This is a genomic window from Streptomyces sp. NPDC031210 (genome assembly GCF_055570395.1).
In genome coordinates, this window is sequence record NZ_JBVIHH010000016.1 from 182,199 (window position 1) to 198,916 (window position 16,718).

At 72.3% G+C, this 16,718-nt stretch carries 17 protein-coding genes and 2 pseudogenes; 11 read left to right on the forward strand and 8 right to left on the reverse strand.

The genetic code is table 11. From position 1 onward, the window contains the following. Window positions 1–9 precede the first annotated feature (9 nt). A complete protein-coding gene (locus tag ACZ45Z_RS26960) occupies window positions 10–1,242 on the forward strand; it encodes a glycoside hydrolase family 10-like protein (RefSeq protein ID WP_468367436.1) in 1,233 nt (410 codons plus the stop codon). A 75-nt stretch (window positions 1,243–1,317) separates the two neighbouring features. Here ACZ45Z_RS26960 and ACZ45Z_RS26965 read toward each other — a convergent pair whose 3' ends face one another. Next, window positions 1,318–1,527, reverse strand: a complete 210-nt coding sequence (locus tag ACZ45Z_RS26965) for a DUF1918 domain-containing protein (protein ID WP_468367438.1) — start codon at window positions 1,525–1,527, stop codon at window positions 1,318–1,320. Window positions 1,528–1,738: 211 nt separating this feature from the next. Between ACZ45Z_RS26965 and ACZ45Z_RS26970 the strand changes: the two genes are divergently transcribed. Continuing rightward, window positions 1,739–2,191: a GNAT family N-acetyltransferase gene (locus ACZ45Z_RS26970; RefSeq protein WP_468367441.1), complete on the forward strand. Its 453-nt coding sequence runs from the start codon at window positions 1,739–1,741 to the stop codon at window positions 2,189–2,191. Between the two features lie 51 nt (window positions 2,192–2,242). On the opposite strand, the pseudogene ACZ45Z_RS26975 reads toward ACZ45Z_RS26970, so the two are convergent. The 5 genes and pseudogenes from ACZ45Z_RS26975 to ACZ45Z_RS26995 form a co-directional block, all read right to left on the reverse strand. Then, window positions 2,243–2,335 (reverse strand): annotated as a pseudogene (locus tag ACZ45Z_RS26975) (hypothetical protein); the annotation flags it as partial. Between the two features lie 20 nt (window positions 2,336–2,355). Beyond that, window positions 2,356–2,616 (reverse strand): annotated as a pseudogene (locus ACZ45Z_RS26980) (alpha/beta hydrolase fold domain-containing protein); the annotation flags it as partial. Between the two features lie 160 nt (window positions 2,617–2,776). Further along, a complete protein-coding gene (locus ACZ45Z_RS26985) occupies window positions 2,777–4,000 on the reverse strand; it encodes a beta-ketoacyl-[acyl-carrier-protein] synthase family protein (RefSeq protein ID WP_468367497.1) in 1,224 nt (407 codons plus the stop codon). Window positions 4,001–4,241: 241 nt separating this feature from the next. After that, window positions 4,242–5,468: an FUSC family protein gene (locus tag ACZ45Z_RS26990; RefSeq protein ID WP_468367444.1), complete on the reverse strand. Its 1,227-nt coding sequence runs from the start codon at window positions 5,466–5,468 to the stop codon at window positions 4,242–4,244. A gap of 286 nt (window positions 5,469–5,754) precedes the next feature. Beyond that, window positions 5,755–6,564 carry a LysR family substrate-binding domain-containing protein gene (locus tag ACZ45Z_RS26995; protein WP_468367447.1) on the reverse strand — a complete coding sequence of 270 codons (810 nt, stop codon included), beginning with the start codon at window positions 6,562–6,564 and terminating at the stop codon, window positions 5,755–5,757. 57 nt (window positions 6,565–6,621) lie between these two features. On the opposite strand from ACZ45Z_RS26995, the gene ACZ45Z_RS27000 reads away from it, so the two are divergent. Beyond that, the gene (locus ACZ45Z_RS27000) at window positions 6,622–7,017 is read left to right on the forward strand and encodes a DUF5997 family protein (protein WP_468367450.1); all 396 of its coding nucleotides are present in this window, start codon (window positions 6,622–6,624) and stop codon (window positions 7,015–7,017) included. A gap of 152 nt (window positions 7,018–7,169) precedes the next feature. Here ACZ45Z_RS27000 and ACZ45Z_RS27005 read toward each other — a convergent pair whose 3' ends face one another. Beyond that, complete coding sequence (locus ACZ45Z_RS27005) at window positions 7,170–7,859, reverse strand: DUF6215 domain-containing protein (protein WP_468367453.1); 690 nt, start codon at window positions 7,857–7,859, stop codon at window positions 7,170–7,172. A gap of 422 nt (window positions 7,860–8,281) precedes the next feature. Here ACZ45Z_RS27005 and ACZ45Z_RS27010 point away from each other — a divergent pair, with 422 nt between their 5' ends. Beyond that, window positions 8,282–8,953 carry a HEAT repeat domain-containing protein gene (locus tag ACZ45Z_RS27010; protein WP_468367455.1) on the forward strand — a complete coding sequence of 224 codons (672 nt, stop codon included), beginning with the start codon at window positions 8,282–8,284 and terminating at the stop codon, window positions 8,951–8,953. 3 nt (window positions 8,954–8,956) lie between these two features. Next, window positions 8,957–9,961 carry a MerR family transcriptional regulator gene (locus ACZ45Z_RS27015; RefSeq protein ID WP_468367458.1) on the forward strand — a complete coding sequence of 335 codons (1,005 nt, stop codon included), beginning with the start codon at window positions 8,957–8,959 and terminating at the stop codon, window positions 9,959–9,961. A 103-nt stretch (window positions 9,962–10,064) separates the two neighbouring features. On the opposite strand, the gene ACZ45Z_RS27020 is transcribed toward ACZ45Z_RS27015, so the two are convergent. Beyond that, on the reverse strand, window positions 10,065–10,853 hold the full coding sequence (locus ACZ45Z_RS27020; RefSeq protein ID WP_468367460.1) for an amidohydrolase family protein: 789 nt from the start codon (window positions 10,851–10,853) through the stop codon (window positions 10,065–10,067). A gap of 98 nt (window positions 10,854–10,951) precedes the next feature. Between ACZ45Z_RS27020 and ACZ45Z_RS27025 the strand changes: the two genes are divergently transcribed. From ACZ45Z_RS27025 to ACZ45Z_RS27050, 6 genes are all read left to right on the forward strand, one after another. Beyond that, window positions 10,952–11,434, forward strand: a complete 483-nt coding sequence (locus ACZ45Z_RS27025) for a MerR family transcriptional regulator (RefSeq protein ID WP_468367462.1) — start codon at window positions 10,952–10,954, stop codon at window positions 11,432–11,434. A gap of 96 nt (window positions 11,435–11,530) precedes the next feature. Beyond that, window positions 11,531–12,559, forward strand: coding sequence for an N-acetyl-gamma-glutamyl-phosphate reductase (argC, locus tag ACZ45Z_RS27030; RefSeq protein ID WP_468367465.1), 1,029 nt, complete (start codon window positions 11,531–11,533; stop codon window positions 12,557–12,559). Window positions 12,560–12,638: 79 nt separating this feature from the next. Beyond that, a complete protein-coding gene (gene argJ / locus ACZ45Z_RS27035) occupies window positions 12,639–13,790 on the forward strand; it encodes a bifunctional glutamate N-acetyltransferase/amino-acid acetyltransferase ArgJ (RefSeq protein WP_468367468.1) in 1,152 nt (383 codons plus the stop codon). Between the two features lie 73 nt (window positions 13,791–13,863). Next, window positions 13,864–14,781: an acetylglutamate kinase gene (gene argB, locus ACZ45Z_RS27040; protein ID WP_468367471.1), complete on the forward strand. Its 918-nt coding sequence runs from the start codon at window positions 13,864–13,866 to the stop codon at window positions 14,779–14,781. After that, entirely contained in the window at window positions 14,778–15,995 is a 1,218-nt protein-coding gene (locus ACZ45Z_RS27045; RefSeq protein WP_468367474.1) for an acetylornithine transaminase, read from the forward strand. Before argB ends, ACZ45Z_RS27045 begins: the two co-directional genes overlap by 4 nt. 8 nt (window positions 15,996–16,003) lie before the next feature. After that, window positions 16,004–16,546: an arginine repressor gene (locus tag ACZ45Z_RS27050; protein WP_468367478.1), complete on the forward strand. Its 543-nt coding sequence runs from the start codon at window positions 16,004–16,006 to the stop codon at window positions 16,544–16,546. Window positions 16,547–16,718 lie beyond the last annotated feature (172 nt).

The following is a 16,718-nucleotide window of genomic DNA, read 5'->3' on the forward strand; positions in this document are numbered from 1 at the left end:
GGACTTTTCATGAGGCGGATCACACGAAGAGGTTTCGCGGCGGGCGCGCTGGGCGCGGCCTCCTCGCTGCTCGGCGCGGGCGCCGCGCGGGCCACGGGGGGCCGGTCACGGCGTGCGGTGCGCGGCATGTGGCTGGCGACCGTCGCCAACCGGGACTGGCCCTCCGAGCCCGGGCTGGAGCCCGACGAGCAGCGGGACGAGTTGCGGGCCCGCCTCGACGCGGCCGTCGAGAGCCGGCTGAACACCGTGATCTTCCAGGTCCGCCCCACCGCCGACGCGCTGTGGCCCTCGCCGTACGAGCCGTGGGCGGAGTACCTGACCGGCACCCAGGGCCGCGACCCCGGCTGGGACCCGCTGGGCTTCGCCGTACGGGAGGCCCACCGGCGGGGTCTGAAGCTGCACGCCTGGTTCAACCCCTACCGGGTGGCCAACCACGCCGACCCGGGTCGGCTGGTCGCCACCCACCCCGCCCGCCGGCATCCCGACTGGGTCCTGCCGTACGGCGGGAGGCTGTACTACAACCCCGGGCTGCCGGAGGTCCGCCGGTTCGTGCAGGACGCGATGCTCGACGCGGTGCGCCGCTACCCCGTCGACGGGGTGCACTTCGACGACTACTTCTATCCGTATCCCGTCGCGGGCGAGACCTTCGACGACGACGCGGCGTACGCGGCACACGGAGCGCGCTTCGACGACCTCGGCGACTGGCGGCGGGACAACACCGACCGGCTGGTGCGGGAGATGGCCGGCCGGGTCCGCGCCGCCGGGAAGCGGGCCGGCCGACGGGTGCGGTTCGGCGTCAGCCCGTTCGCCATCTGGCGCAACCGCGCGACCGACCCGGCGGGCTCCGCCACGCACGCCGGCGTGCAGACCTACGACGATCTCTACGCCGACACCCGCAAGTGGGTGCGGAAGGGCTGGCTCGACTACATCGCGCCGCAGGTCTACTGGCCTCTCGGTTTCGAGGCCGCCGACTACGCCGAACTCGTGCCCTGGTGGTCGCGGACCGTGGCGGGCAGCGGAGTGGATCTCTACATCGGCGAGGCGCTGTACAAGGCGGGCGACCCGGCCCAGCCGGCCGCCTGGCGCGACCCGGCCGAACTCTCCCGGCACCTCGCGTTCGCCCGCCGCTGTCCGCAGGTCGATGGGCATGTCTTCTTCTCGGCGAAGGAGGTCGCCGAGGACCGGGTGGGCGCGCTGGCGCGGGTCGTGAGCGACCACTACGGCGGCGCGGCGAAGCCGTAGTGGCGGGGGAGCGTGCTCGTTGCCGGGGTGAGCGGCTCCGGAGGGAGCGCTTCGGAGAGACCGGCGACGGCCGGATTACCGCGCGGGGCCGGCGTCGGTGGACCTGGTGTGCTGGACGACCGCGTCGGGACCGGGCGACATGATCGCCTCATGCCCGTCCTCGGAGCGGACGCGATAGGGCGGATCGCCGTTCGTGCCCAGCACCTCGATGATCTCCACGACCTTGTCGTGATGCCCGACGGTCCTGCCGTGCACCACCAGTCGGTCGCCCGTGTTCGCGTGCATCAGGTCTCCTTCCGCTCGGCGGCCGGACGGCCGTCGGCCGCCGGGGCGCGACGGCCGAGCGGTTCAACGGCCAGGGTTTGACGGACCGGAGCGGCCCGGACGGCTTGCATGCCCTCGCGGCAAGTTTACGTCCGGGCAGGAATCGCGCATCCGGTGCGCTCGGGCCCCTTATCGGTTCGACGCCGGCCCGCGCTTCTGCCAACCTCCCGGCATGACCGATCACGCCCTCGACGGCTACGAGATCTCCACCGACCCGGCCCGCCTGGACGCGGACCTGGTCCACCACTGGCTGTCCACCGACGCCTACTGGGCCCTGGACCGTCCCCGGGAACTCCATGACCGCGCCGTCGCCGGATCGCTCAACTTCGGCCTCTACGAAGCGGATTCGGGCCGTCAGGCCGCCTACGCCCGGGTGGTCACCGACCACGCCACCTTCGCCTGGCTCTGCGATGTCTACGTATGCCGCGACGAGCGCGGCAAGGGCCTGGGCACCGCCCTCGTCGCGGCCATCGCCGACCACATGACGCCCTGCGGACTCTCCCGCCTCACGCTCGCCACCAAGGACGCCCACGGCGTCTACGAGAAGATCGGCTTCCGCAGCCTGGTGGCCCCCGAGGAGTGGATGACCCTCGGGCTGATCGATCCCGGACCGCTCGGCCTCTGACCGGCGGCGGGCGTAGTCGAGTCCCTCGTCGCGCAGGGGGTCGAGTCCGCAGGTCAGGACGCAGGCGGGCGGCAGGCCGGAGAGGTCGGTGGCGCGGGCGGGTGCCGCGTAGGGAGAGAGGCCGGGGGCCCGGTCACAGCCCAGGTGGGTGTCCTAGGTGCGGGATGCTCGGGAGCCGGCCGGTAGTGGACGTTGACCACCACCGCGCCCGCCGCCGCGCAGGCGTCCCGGGCCATCGGGCTCGGCCCGTCCAGCTCGCCGTACGCGAACCCGCCGCCGTGCGGGTAGAGCAGGCCCGGCAGCGTCCCCTCGGCACCGGCCGGGCGCGGCACCTGCGCCTCCAGCGTGTTGCCGTTCGGCCCGGGCAGGGTCGTACGCCGCTGGGTTATCCGGGGGTCGTGGGCGGACATGCGCGGCGCCATCATCAGGGCGGCGAAGCCCGCGCGGGTGGCGGCGATGTCGGCGTACGGATCGGCGGGCCGGCTCGACGATCCGCGGGAGCCGGATACGGCCGAGGGGTGAGGGGGCTTGAGCCGCCTTCTCCCCGGCGCGGCTCGGGTCTCCGGGCCGCGCCGGGGCTCGCCGTCAGCCCGCCGGGGTGAAGACCAGCGAGGCGTTGTGTCCGCCGAAGCCGAAGGAATTGGCCATCGCCGCCGTCAGCGGCCTCCGCCGCGGCGCCCCCGCGACCACATCGAGCTTCACCCGCGGATCGAGGACCTCCAGGTTCCGGGTCGCCGGGATGACACCGTCACGGACCGCGAGGAGGGCGGCCAGCGCGCCGACCGCTCCCGCCGCGCCGAAGAGGTGGCCCGTCATCGACTTGGTCGCGGTGACGGCCGGATGCGCGCCGACGGCCTCCGTGATCGAGAGAGCCTCGGTGACATCCCCCGTGGGCGTGGACGTGGCGTGCGCGTGGACGTGCCCGACGTCGAGCGGGGACAGTCCCGCGTCGGCCAGCGCCAGACGCATCGCGCGGACCTGGCCGGCCGGGTGCGCGGCGGTGATGTGGTGGGCGTCCGAGGTGACACCGGCCCCGGCCAGGACCGCGTGCGCGCGGGCCGCCCGGGCCGCGGCGAACCCGGCCCGCTCCAGGACGACCACGGCCGCGCCCTCGCCGATGACGAATCCGTCCCGGTCGGCGTCGAACGGCCGCGACGCCCGCCCCGGCGCGTCATTCCGCGTCGAATGCGCCCTGGCCTGCGCGAAACCGGCCAGCGGCAGCGGATGGATGCAGGCTTCGGTACCGCCCGCCACCACCACGTCGGCCCGGCCCAGGCGGATCAGGTCCCGGCCCATCGCGAGGGCTTCCGCGCCCGACGCGCAGGCGCTGACCGGCGTGTGGGCGCCGCCGCGGGCGCCGAGTTCGATGCTGACCCAGGCGGCCGGACCGTTCGCCATCAGCATCGGAACGGTGTGCGGGGACACCCGCCGTACGCCGGAGGACTCCAGGACGTCGTCCTGGCCGAGCATGGTCAGCGCGCCGCCGGTGCCGGTGCCGATCACGACGGCCAGCCGCTCGGGTTCGACCTCGGGCGCGCCCGCGTCGGCCCACGCCTCGCGGGCCGCGACGAGGGCGGTCTGTTCGCAGCGGTCCATACGGCGGGCCCGTACTCGGTCCAGCACCTCGGTCGGCTCCACCTTGAGCCGGCCCGCGATCCGCACCGGCAGCCCGGCCGCCCACTCCTCCTCGATCGCCCCGATCCCGGATTCCCCGGCCAGCATCGCGGCCCAGGTCGAAGCGGCGTCCCCGCCGAGCGGCGTGGTGGCGCCGAGTCCGGTGACCACCACATCGTTGTTGTCCGCCGTCATGGCTGAACCGTTCATGGCTGAACCCCCTTTGTCGTGGAGAGACAATTCCCCGCGCGGTCGGCTGCGGGGAGAGATCGACTCGACAGCCACTCTGCCAGCGGCTTGAGGGCCCCTCGGATGCGATGATCAACGGATTCCCGAGCAGGGAATTTGTAGGTTCTTGCCATGTTGGCGGCCGCGCCAAGCCCCACCGGCGACCGCGTGGCGCGCCGGCCCCGTCCTCGTTCCCCGCCCGCCGCTCCTACGACTCCGCAGCCGCCCGCGCACGCGACCGGCCGCGGAACCGGCTCCGCAGCTTGGCCACCAGCGGGAACTTCTCATGCTGTTCCCGCGACTGCCGGTCCAGCTCCTCCACCAGCCGTTGCGACCGCTTCTCCACGTCCAACTCGTCCAGGATCCGGTCGACCTCGGCGAGCAGCGCGCCGTGGAGCTGCCACTGGCGCGGGTGTTCCCGCACCCCGTCCAGGAGCAGATGCGCGACGATCTCGCGGCTCTGGCGGCTGGCGCCGAGCTCCCTGAGCAGCCGGTCCTCGGCTTCCTCCGCGTTGGCGCTGACCTGCGTGGTGATCAGTACGGCGAAGCTCTCCACCGCGCGGGCCATGTGCGTGAACAGCTCCCGCAGCGCGGCGCCGATCTCCGCGGTGAACAGCGTCTCCTCGGTCCGGGCCTTCGCCAGATCGGTCAGGGTGCGGCACACCGTACGCAGCACCACCGCGGAGATCTCCAGGGTGTCCAGGCCCGTGCGCAGGACGACCCGGAAGAGGAGGCCCTCCTTGACGCGCGGGTTGAGGCGGAGGCTGTCCTCCGCCTGCCGGAGAGCCGCGTCGACCCGGACGATGTCGTGATCCAGCCGGCGCGCCTCGTGCAGCCGGGCGGCGGCCTCCGCCACCGGGGTGTGGCCGGTCACCTCGTCGCCGAGACACACCAGCAGCCCCCGCATGCGCCCGGCGAGGTCTTCGATGGCCGCGCTCGCGGGCTGCACCCACACCGGTGGCACGAACAGGACGTTGAACAGCAGCCCGACGACCGCCCCGATCAGCGTCTCCAGCACCCGGTCCCAGGCCGTCTCGGCCACCCTTGTCACGCCCAGCACCAGCATGGCGCTGATCGCCACCTCGGGGAGGAACTCCCCGGCCTTCACGAAACGCCCCAGCACGAGCGAGGCGAGGATGGTCAGGCCCAGGCTCCACCAGGTCAGACCCACCAGCGAGCTGAAGCCGATGGCGATGACCACCCCCGCCACGACCGAGTTCACCCGGCGCATGCTGGTGGTCAGGGTCGTGTAGAGGGTGACCTGGACGACGAGCAGCGCGGTCAGCGGCGCGGTCAGCGGGGCGGGTTCGCTGCTCAGCATCAGGGCGACGACGTAGGAGATCACGGCGGCGACGGTCGACCGGACCGTCTGCGCGACCGCGGGTTCCCGGTGCCGCCGCACGAGATTCAGCAGGGGGTCGGTAACTTCGGGCACCCTTCCTCTCTTCCCGCTCTTCCGCCCCGCAGGCACCATCGGCCACCCCACCACCCGTGCGCCGCCCGTACGGACCGAGGCGCACCGGGGGTCGACTACGGTCCGCGACCGCAGCCTGGCCTGCGCTCGCGGCGGCGCCCCTCATGACGGCCAGGGGCACTCCAGGGCCGAGACGGAGGACGCCTCCGAAGCCGCCACCGAGGTGTGACACGCGCAGGCCCCCGGGACCGTTGAGTTCCCGGGGGCCGGATACGCGGCACTCAGCGCCGCAAGCCTGATACCCGCGCTACGACCGGCGGCCGGGTTTGCCGCGCCGGGCGGATCTGGAGCCGCCGGACCCGCCGGAACCGCCCCGCGGGCTCTTGCCCGTCGTCTTCCCGGTGGCCTTGCCCGCGCCCTTGCCCGCCGCGGGCTTCCGCCGCGCGCCGCCCCCCGTTTCCGGGCGCTTACGCTTCGACTGCGCCGGGGCCGGAGCCGTGGCCGACGAGCGCCCCCGGGTGCTGTTGACCGTCCGCCCGCGCACGATCCCGATGAAATCGTCCACCAGATCAGTGGTCTCGTCGGCCGGCCAGGAGAGCGCGACACGGGACTCGGGGGCGTCCGTCACCGGTCGGTAGGTGAGGTCCTTGCGGTGGTGCAGGCGGGCGAGGGACTGCGGGACGACGAGGAGTCCCACGCCGGCCGCCACCAGTTCGATGGCGTCCGCCGTCGTCGCGGGACGCTCGTTCGCGGGCCGGCCCGGCGGCCGCTCCCAGCCGAGGGTGTCATCGAGGGGATGCAGCACGATGTCGTCGGCCAGATCCTCGGCGGACACCTCGTCGACCGCCGTCAGGAGGTGGTCTTTCGGGACCACGACCACCGTCGTCTCGGTGTAGAGCGGGATCGCGCTGAGGTCCGTCCGGTCGACCGGCAACCGCACGAAACCCGCGTCGGCGCCACCGTCCCGCAGCACGCCGAACGCCTCGGCGGGGGACACCGGGACGAGGGTCAGGGGGACGTCGGGCAGCCGCTCGTTCCAGATCCGCACCCACTTCGTGGGCGTCACCCCGGGGACGTAGGCGAGCCGGAACGAAGGGGATACTTCCGAGCCTGTCACCCCGCCAGGTTACCGGTCGTGGTCAGAGGTAGCGCACACGCTCGATACTCTTGACACATGACGTCGCACCAGACCACCCAGACGATGAAGCCCGCGACCGCGGCGAAGAAACTGGGTGTGTACCTAGAGGCCACCCCCGCCGACTTCCAGGAGGGTGTCGTCTCGCGTACCGAGCTCAGTGCGCTGCAGGCCGACCCGCCCGAGTGGCTGGTGGAACTGCGACGCAACGGCCCGCACCCCCGGCCGGTGGTCGCCGCGAAGCTGGGCATCTCCATTTCCGGTCTCGCGCGGGGCGGAGTCACGGAGGCTCTCACCACCGAGCAGATCGACGCGCTCAAGAACGAAAACCCCGAGTGGCTGCAGAAGGAACGCGCCACCCAGGCCGAGGTCCGCAAGGAAGCGGTCCGCCTGAAGGAGAAGAAGAAGGCGGCGCAGGACGAGCAGGGCCGCTGACCGCGTTCCTGACCTTCCCCGCCTCCGCTTGCTGAGGTTCCTGGACGCCGCCGGCGGTCCTCGCCCACCGAGGTGAGGACACCAGCCGCGAGGTAAGAGACGCCGGGACGCCGGGCGCCGCCCAAGGCGGTCACCCGGCGATCATCCGGCGATCATCCGGCGGCAGTCCACCCCGGCACCGTCGGCAGCACCTTCTGGGCGACGCGGAGCAGCACCGCGTCGTCCGGCACCCCGCCGTCCGCCCGCCACACGCCCACCTCGAAGGAACCGCCGCTGTCCTTGGTGTCCTGGGCCACGGTGAGGGTGCGGGCCGGGACGCCGGGACCGCTGTCGGTGTCGCTCCCGTCGAGGCGGAAGCTGATGCGGATGGTGCGGGTCGAGGAGAAGACCGCCGGGCGGCCCAGCACCTTCTGCCGTCGCGCGCCGTCCCCCACAAGCGCGGTGGAACCGGCCACCGGAAGACGGTCGTAGGTGGCCGACAGCGTCACCGTGTAGGTCTCGAACTCGACCTGGGCGGACGGCGTGGGGATCTCCTTGCCGCCGGCAAGCTTGACGGAGCCACCGCTGCCGCCGGCGGTCTTCGCGATCTGCCCCGGAGTGCCCAGCAGTTCGGCGAGGTCGCGACGGTTCAGCGCCTCGCACAGTTGCGCCCCGGAGACGCGCCGAGACGCCTTCGCGGCCTCCCCGCCCGAGCACGTGGCCGGCGTCGGGGCATTCTCCGAGGACGACGTCTCCTGCAACGTCCACAGACCGACACCGAGTGCCGCCACCATCGCCACGGCCGCGACGGCCTGCCCCCACGCGCCCGTGCCCTTCGTGGGCGTGCCGATTTCGTCTGCCATGTCCCCCGCCTGCCATGATCCCCCGATACGTGCCCGGGGACCTTAACCCGCGATCATCGGGCGGACAAGGATGTGGTGTGACCGAGCGGTTCTGTTGGCCGGTTGCGTCAAATGGACCGCCCGGAGTGGTGCGATGTGTTGGCTGATCCGGCGACCCCGTCGCGGCATGCGTGGTTGGCGGCCGGGGCGTTCGCCTACGTGACATGGCGGCGTCGGCGCCGTCCGCCACGGCACCGGCCTCATCGGCATCGAGTTCCGTGGACTGTGGTGCTGCCTCCTCGCGTTCCTCGTCTGCTGCGCCACGCTCCTGCGGCGCCCAGCCACCGTGCGTGGCCACCGACCCTTCTCGGATCCCGTTCGACCTGTTTGACCTTGACACGGTGACAAGGTCTTCACTGCCTGCCAAGGAGGTGGTGATCTCGATGACGATCACGAAACAGGACACGGATGCGATACGAGCGCTCCAGGGGCTGGCGGACGACCGTTCGTCCGTGCGACTGCGGGCCGCCCTGGCCGTCGGCACGACGCCTGACCCCCGCTTCGTCGGCAAGCTCATCGAGCGATGCGCGACCGAGCCCGAGTTCCTCGTCCGCGACATGCTGACCTGGGCGCTCACCCGCCACCCGGTGTCCCTGACGCTCCCCGCGCTGGTCCGCGAAGTCCGCTCGGAGCGTGCGCAGGCACGGAGCCAGGCGCTGCACACGCTGTCCAAGATCGGGGACCGGCGGGCGTGGCCGGCGATCACGCCGGCGCTGTTGTCCGACGCCGACGACGAGGTGGCGCGGAGCGCCTGGCGGGCCGCGGTCGTGCTCGTACCGGAAGGCGAGGAGTCCGCCCTGGCCGCGGTGCTGGCGACGCGACTCGGGCGCGGTGAGCGGGAGACGCGGCTGAGTCTCAGCCGGGCGCTGGTCGCGCTGGGTGAAGCAACCGCGCCGGCTCTGCGTGCGGCGACGACGGTCCCTGACCCGCACGTGCGCGCGCACGCGCTCGCCACCCAACGGCTGCTGCGCGACCCGGACGCCGGTTTCGAGTTCGCGATCGAGGAGGCGAAGCGCGTCGTGGCCCTCGGCGGGTCCGGCCAGGAGGGACGATAGGACGTGTTGATCGGTGAGGTGGCGCGACGGTCCGGGGTCAGTGCCCGCATGCTCCGGCATTACGAGTCGCTCGGCCTGGTGCGGCCGTCCGGCCGTACGGGCTCCGGATATCGGGAGTACTCCGGGGAGGACATCCGGCGGATCTTCCATATCGAGAGCCTGCGGTCGCTGGGGCTGTCGCTGCGGGAGATCGGGCGTGCGCTCGACGATCCCGGCTTCACGCCCTCGGCGCTCGTCGGCGACCTCATCCGCCAGACACGCGAACGCATCGCGGCCGAGACCGAGCTGCTCACGCGGCTGCGCCGGATCGATGCCGCGGACCCCGCCGACTGGGAGGACGTCCTCCAGGTCGTCGCGCTCGTCCAGGCACTGGGGTCGAAGAGCGCCAGCGCGCGCCAGCGTGCGGCCCTTTCCTCGGCCGACGAGGTTCCGGTGCCGGTGGAGGCCCTGGTCCAGGCGGCACTGAGCGAGACGGACCCGAACGTCGCCGGAGCCCTTCGATGGGCGCTGGCGCGAGCGGGCGACGGCGGCCCGGCACTGCTGGCGGAGGGCCTCGGCTCACCGGTGGCCGCGGTGCGGGAACGCGCTGTTCGATCCCTCGCCGAGATGCCCTGCGGTGAGGCCACGCGGCTGCGGCAGGCCCTCGCGAACCCCGACGCCGTGGTCCGCGGGCATGCGGCTCTGGCGCTCGGAACCCGTGGAGTGGCCGATGCGCTCCCGACGCTCATCGACATGATCGTGGAAGGACGGAACGACACCGATGCCGCCGACGCACTGAGCGTGCTGGCGAGCGACGATGGCGCGAGGGCGGATCGGATCGCGACCGGCCTTGTCGACCGCCTCGCCCACGACACCACTGAAGCGCCCGCCCGCGGACGGTTGACCCAGGCGCTGGCCGCCGTCCCGGGGACGACGGCGTCACGTGCCCTCATGGAGCTGTCGCATGACGAGGACCGCGCCGTCGCGCTGACTGCGGCGTACGTTCTTCGGCTCCGCGACGCGCGGTGACGCATCTCCGTTCCGGGATTGTGACTGAGCGCTTCAGTTGGCGGAGTTCGCCATCTGAAGCGCTCAATCTGTCGAGGTCGCGCCTGGGGACGCCGGGTCTGCCTCAGGCAAGCCCGACCAATTCGGCGATCGTCCCACCGAGCACCCGGTCGCGTATCTCGCCCGGGCTGGTGACTCGCTCCACCATCGCCCGGGCCAAGACCGGGTCGCCGTACGGGGCGTCCGAGCCGAACAGGGTCCGGTCCGGGATCTCCTTGACGGCCAGCCGGACCGCGAAAACGATGTTGGCCGTGGACAGCTCCAGGTACATGTTCGGGGTGTCCCGGACCAGCCCGACAGCCTGCATCCAGTTCAGCCCTCCGAGCTGGCTGACCACCAGCGGAACCCTCGGATACCGGCCGGCGAGAACCGACAGGGTTACCAGATCGTCCGCCGTGGTCGGGGCCGATCCGTGCACGACCACGGGCAGCCCACCATGATCGGCCGCCGCCCTCAGCACCGGTTCGATCACCCCTGCCTGTCCGGGCGGCGGCGTCAGCTCGCCGATCCCGTGCAGCCCACGCCCAACGACCTCGCGTTCCACGGTCGCGGCAATGTGTTCCGGCTCCAGGTCCAGCGGTACGGACAGGAAGCCGATGAACCGCTCCGGCCGTGCGGCAAGTGCGGCGTCCAATTCCCGCCACGCGTCGCGATACCTCTCGGCCGTGCCGGCCCGACCCCCGATGGCCTCGTCCAGGATCGCCATCTCCCGGCGCAGCGAGGCAAGGTCACCAGCCCGCTCCGGATGTGGACGGGTGGCGAACAGCACGGCACGGTCCACCCCGGCCTCGTCCAGCAGCCCCACATGTGCCTCGACCGGGTCGTGGACGTGGCTGTGTGCATCGATGATCAATGGTCACTCCATCCTTGACGATCGGCCCGGAATTCGGCCGACCAGTGCACTGTTGCTCCCTGACACGGTGGCAAGGTCAAGCTGGAAGGAGCTGGTCGGTGCTGATCGGTGAGCTGTCGCGTCGCGCAGGAGTGAGCGAGCGGCTGTTGCGCTACTACGAGCGGATGGAGCTGATCCACTCGGAGCGCCGCACCAACGGCTATCGCGAGTACGACGACCCGACGGTGGAGACGGTGCGGCGCATCCGCGCCCTGCTGGCCGCCGGACTGCCCACCCGCATCATCCGCCAGATCCTGCCCTGCACCTTTGACGAGGCGGCACTGCGCCCCTGCCCCGGCGTCCTCACCAGCCTCCGGGACCAGCTGAACGTCCTCGATCAACGTGCCGCCGACCTGGAGACCGCGCGCCGCCTTCTGCGCCAGACGATCGCCGCCACCGAGAACGAAGCAAACCAAGACCGGATGTCGGGCGCCCGAGTCCCGCACAGCGCTGAGTTTTCGCAGGTGAGAACCGCAGTCACCCCCTCGTCCGCCAACCGAGACGCTTCGGCCCGCCACGTCGGACGCTCATCCGCCAAGTGAAGCGCTCAGTCACAGGGATGCCGCGTGCGTGGCCTGGCGCCGCATTGCATAAAACTTCCTTCTTCCGTATAGTCATGCCTTCAAGGAGGAGGGTCCATGACGGTACGAGCAGCAGTGGCCGGTGCGAGTGGGTACGCCGGGGGTGAGGTTCTGCGTCTGCTTCTGGGGCACCCGGAGGTGGAGATCGGCGCGGTGACCGGGCACTCCAACGCGGGGCAGCGCCTCGGTGCGCTCCAGCCGCATCTGCTCCCGTTGGCCGACCGGGAGGTGCAGCCGACCACCGCCGAGGTGCTGGCCGGGCACGACGTCGTCTTCCTGGCGCTGCCGCACGGCCAGTCGGCCGCGGTCGCCGAGGAGCTCGGCCCCGACGTACTCGTCGTGGACTGCGGCGCGGACTTCCGGCTGCGGGACGCCGCCGACTGGGAGGCGTTCTACGGCTCGGCCCACGCCGGCACCTGGCCGTACGGCCTGCCGGAGCTGCCCGGCGGACGGGCCGCACTGCGCGGCTCCAAGCGCGTCGCGGTCCCCGGCTGCTACCCCACCGCCGTCTCGCTCGCCCTGTTCCCGGCCTACGCGGCCGCCCTCGCCGAGCCCGAGGCCGTGATCGTCGCGGCCTCCGGCACGTCCGGCGCCGGCAAGACGCCCAAGCCGAACCTGCTGGGCTCCGAGGTCATGGGCTCGATGAGCCCGTACGGCGTCGGCGGCGGGCACCGCCACACCCCCGAGATGATCCAGAACCTGAGCGCGGTGGCCGGCGAGCGGGTCAGCGTCTCCTTCACGCCGACCCTCGCCCCCATGCCGCGCGGCATCCTCGCCACCTGCACGGCGAAGGCCAAGCCGGGCGTCGACGCGGCGAGCGTGCGGGCCGCCTACGAAAAGGCGCTGGCGGACGAGCCGTTCGCGCGGCTGCTGCCCGAGGGGCAGTGGCCCTCGACCGCCGCCGTGTACGGCTCCAACGCCGCGCAGCTCCAGGTGGCTCTGGACGCCGCGGCCGGCCGGATCATCGTCGTCTGCGCCATCGACAACCTCACCAAGGGCACCGCCGGCGGCGCGGTGCAGAGCATGAACATCGCCCTGGGCCTGCCCGAGGAGACCGGGCTGCCCACGGTCGGGGTCGCCCCGTGACACCGACCGGGCCGGGGCGGCCAGGGGGGACCGGCGCGCCCGCGACGGGCGCGGCCGGAGAATCGACGGAGGAGAAGAAGTGAGCGTCACGGCAGCACAGGGATTCACGGCGGCGGGCATCGCCGCGGGGATCAAGGAGAACGGCAACCCGGACCTCGCCCTCGTGGTCAACAACGGGCCGCGACTGGCCGCCGCCGGCGTCTTCACCTCCAACCGCGTCAAGGCCGCGCCCGTCGTGTGGTCCGAGCAGGTCCTCAAGGGCGGCCAGGTCTCCGCGGTGGTCCTCAACTCCGGTGGCGCCAACGCCTGTACGGGCCCGCTGGGCTTCCAGGACACCCACGCCACCGCGGAGAAGGCGGCCGAGGCGCTGGGGCACAGCGCCGGAGAGGTGGCCGTCGCCTCCACCGGTCTGATCGGCCTGCGGCTGCCCATGGACAAACTGCTGCCGGGCATCGACAAGGCCGCGGCCGAGCTGACCGAGCACGGCGGCGAGAAGGCCGCCATCGCCATCAAGACCACCGACAGCGTGCACAAGACGGCCGTGGCCGCCGGCGACGGCTGGACGGTCGGCGGCATGGCCAAGGGCGCGGGCATGCTCGCGCCGGGCCTGGCCACCATGCTCGTGGTGCTCACGACCGACGCCGACGTGCCGGCCGCCGAACTGGACACGGCGCTGCGCGCGGCCACCCGTACGACCTTCGACCGGGTCGACTCCGACGGCTGCATGTCGACCAACGACACGGTGCTGCTGCTCGCCTCCGGCGCCTCCGGCGTCGTGCCGGACGCGGCCGCCTTCGCCGAGGCGGTGCGGACGGTCTGCGACGACCTCGCCCGGCAGTTGATCGGCGACGCCGAGGGTGCCAGCAAGGACATCCGCATCGAGGTCGTGGGCGCGGCCAGCGAGGACGACGCCGTCGAGGTCGGCCGCTCCATCGCCCGCAACAACCTCCTCAAGTGCGCCCTGCACGGCGAGGACCCCAACTGGGGCCGGGTGCTCTCCGCGATCGGCACCACGTCCGCCGTCTTCGAACCCGACCGGCTGAACGTCGCGATCAACGACGTATGGGTGTGCCGGAACGGTTCGGTGGGCGAGGACCGCGACCTGGTCGACATGCGCTACCGGGAGGTGCGGATCACCGCCGACCTCGCCGCGGGCACCGAGTCCGCGGTCATCTGGTCCAACGACCTGACCGCCGACTACGTCCACGAGAACAGCGCGTACTCCTCATGAGCGAGCGTAGCGAGGGAATCATTCAAAGGTGCGTGCTGTGCTCACAGCCCGCCGAGCGTAGCGAGGCCGGCGCATGAGTACGCGTAAGCACACCGCGCTGCCCAAGGCCCGCACTCTCATCGAGGCGCTGCCCTGGCTGACCCGGCACAACGGCAAGACCGTCGTCATCAAGTTCGGCGGCAACGCCATGATCGACGACGCGCTCAAGAGCGCCTTCGCGCAGGACGTCGTCTTCCTGCGGCACGCCGGGCTGCGCCCGGTCGTCGTGCACGGCGGCGGACCGCAGATCAGCGCGCAACTGGACCGCCTCGGCCTGGAGTCGGAGTTCAAGGCGGGCCTGCGGGTCACCACGCCCGAGGCGATGGACGTCGTACGGATGGTCCTCGCCGGCCAGGTGCAGCGCGAACTGGTCGGACTGCTCAACGAGCACGGCCCGCTCGCCGTCGGCATGACCGGCGAGGACGCCCATCTGATGACCGCGACCAAGCACTACGCCGAGATCGACGGCGAGCGGGTGGACATCGGTCGGGTCGGCGAGATCACCGCGATCGACCCGGGGGCCGTCCAGGCCCTGCTGGACGACGGCCGGATCCCGGTCATCTCCTCCATCGCCCGCAGCAGCGACGAAGGCGACGCCTCCGGTGTCTTCAACGTCAACGCCGACACCGCGGCGGCCGCGCTGGCCGCCGCGCTGGGCGCCGAGACGCTGATGGTGCTCACGGACGTCGAGGGCCTCTACGAGGACTGGCCCCACAGCGACGAAGTGATCTCCCGGCTGACCGCGACCGAGCTGGAGCGGCTGCTGCCGGACCTGGCCAGCGGCATGGTGCCGAAGATGCGCGGCTGCCTGCACGCCGTCCGCAACGGGGTGCACACCGCCCGGGTGATCGACGGGCGGGTCCAGCACTCGATCCTGCTGGAGATCTTCACCGACGAGGGAATCGGCACGATGGTCGTGCCGGACGCGGACACGAACGAGGGGACGGCATGAGCGAGCCGGTGGACAACGCGGGCCTGACACAGCGCTGGCGGGGCGCCATGATGGACAACTTCGGCACCCCCCGCCTCCCCCTCGTGCGGGGTGAGGGCACCACCGTCTGGGACGCCGACGGCAACGCCTACCTCGACTTCCTCGGCGGTATCGCGGTCAACGCCCTCGGCCACGCCCACCCCGCGGTCGTCCGGGCGGTCTCCGACCAGGTCGCCACCCTCGGCCACGTCTCGAACTTCTTCGTCACCGAGCCCACCGTGGCCCTGGCCGAGCGGCTCCTGACGCTGGCCGGCCGGCCGGGCCGGGTGTACTTCTCCAACTCCGGTGCCGAGGCCAACGAGGCCGCCTTCAAGATCGGCCGGCTGACCGGGCGTACGCACATGGTCTCCACGGCCGGGGGTTTCCACGGCCGCACCATGGGCGCCCTCGCGCTGACCGGCCAGCCCGCCAAGCAGGCCCCGTTCGCCCCGCTGCCGGGCGACGTCACCTACGTCCCCTACGGCGACGCCGACGCCCTGCGCGCCGCCGTCACCACCGACACCGCCTTCGTGATCCTGGAGCCGGTGCAGGGCGAGAACGGGGTGATCGTGCCGCCGCCGGGCTACCTCCGGGCGGCCCGCGAGATCACCGCCGCCACCGGCACCCTCCTTGTCCTGGACGAGATCCAGACCGGCATCGGCCGGACCGGCACCTGGCTGGAATCGCGGGCGCAGGGCGTCGAGGCCGATATCGTCACCCTCGCCAAGGGCCTGGGCGGCGGCCTCCCGATCGGCGCGACGCTCGCCTTCGGACCGGCCGCCGAGCTGCTCACGCCGGGTTCGCACGGCTCGACGTTCAGCGGCAACCCGGTCGTCTGCGCCGCCGCCCTCGCCGTCCTGGACACCATCGAGGCGGACGGTCTGCTCGACCACGTCAAGCGGGTCGGCGAGCGGCTGCGGGGCGGGATCGAGGCGCTCGCGCACCCGTTGGTCGGGCAGGTCCGCGGCGCGGGTCTGCTCCTGGGTATCGTCTTGACCGAGCCCCTCGCGCCCCAGGCGCAGCAGGCGGCTCAGGACGCGGGTCTTCTGGTGAACGCGGTCGCGCCGGACGTCATCCGGCTCGCCCCGCCGCTGAACCTCTCGGAAGGCGAGGCGGACACGTTCCTCCACAGGCTCCCCGCCGTCCTCGACACGGCCCTCGACGGGGCCCACGGGGCACAACGATCCGGAGACTGACGACAACGATGACCGAGCCGCAGGACAACGAGTCGCACAACGGCGGCCAGGCGGTACCGCAGACCCGCACCGCCCGGCACCGCCGGATCGTGGACATCCTCAACCGGCAGGCGGTCCGCTCCCAGAGCCAGCTCGCCAAGCTGCTCGCCGACGACGGGCTCTCCGTCACCCAGGCCACGCTCTCGCGGGACCTGGACGAACTCGGCGCGGTGAAGATCCGCAACACCGGCGGTGAGTTGATCTACGCGGTGCCCAGCGAGGGCGGTGACCGCACGCCGCGGGCGCCGCTGGGCGAGTCGGCCAAGGAGGAGCGGATGCGCCGGCTCTCCAGCGAGCTGCTGATCTCCGCGGAGGCGTCCGCCAACCTCGTCGTCCTGCGCACCCCGCCCGGAGCGGCCCAGTTCCTGGCCTCGGCCATCGACCAGGCGGAGCTGCACGACATCCTCGGCACCATCGCCGGCGACGACACGCTCATGCTGATCAGCCGCGACCCGGCGGGCGGCCAGGCGCTGGCCGATCATCTGCTGCGGCTGGCGCAGAAGGCGCACTGAGACGCCGGAAACGACTGCGGCACCGGAAGGACCGAGACACCTCGAAGGCAGGGCCCGGGGGGGGGGGGGGGGGGGGGGGGGGGGGGGGGGGGAGAGGCAGGGGGGGGGGGGGGTGCGTCTGGGGAGTCGTGCCCGCACGGGGAGTCGTGTTCGCCCGGGGACGCGTAGGCGT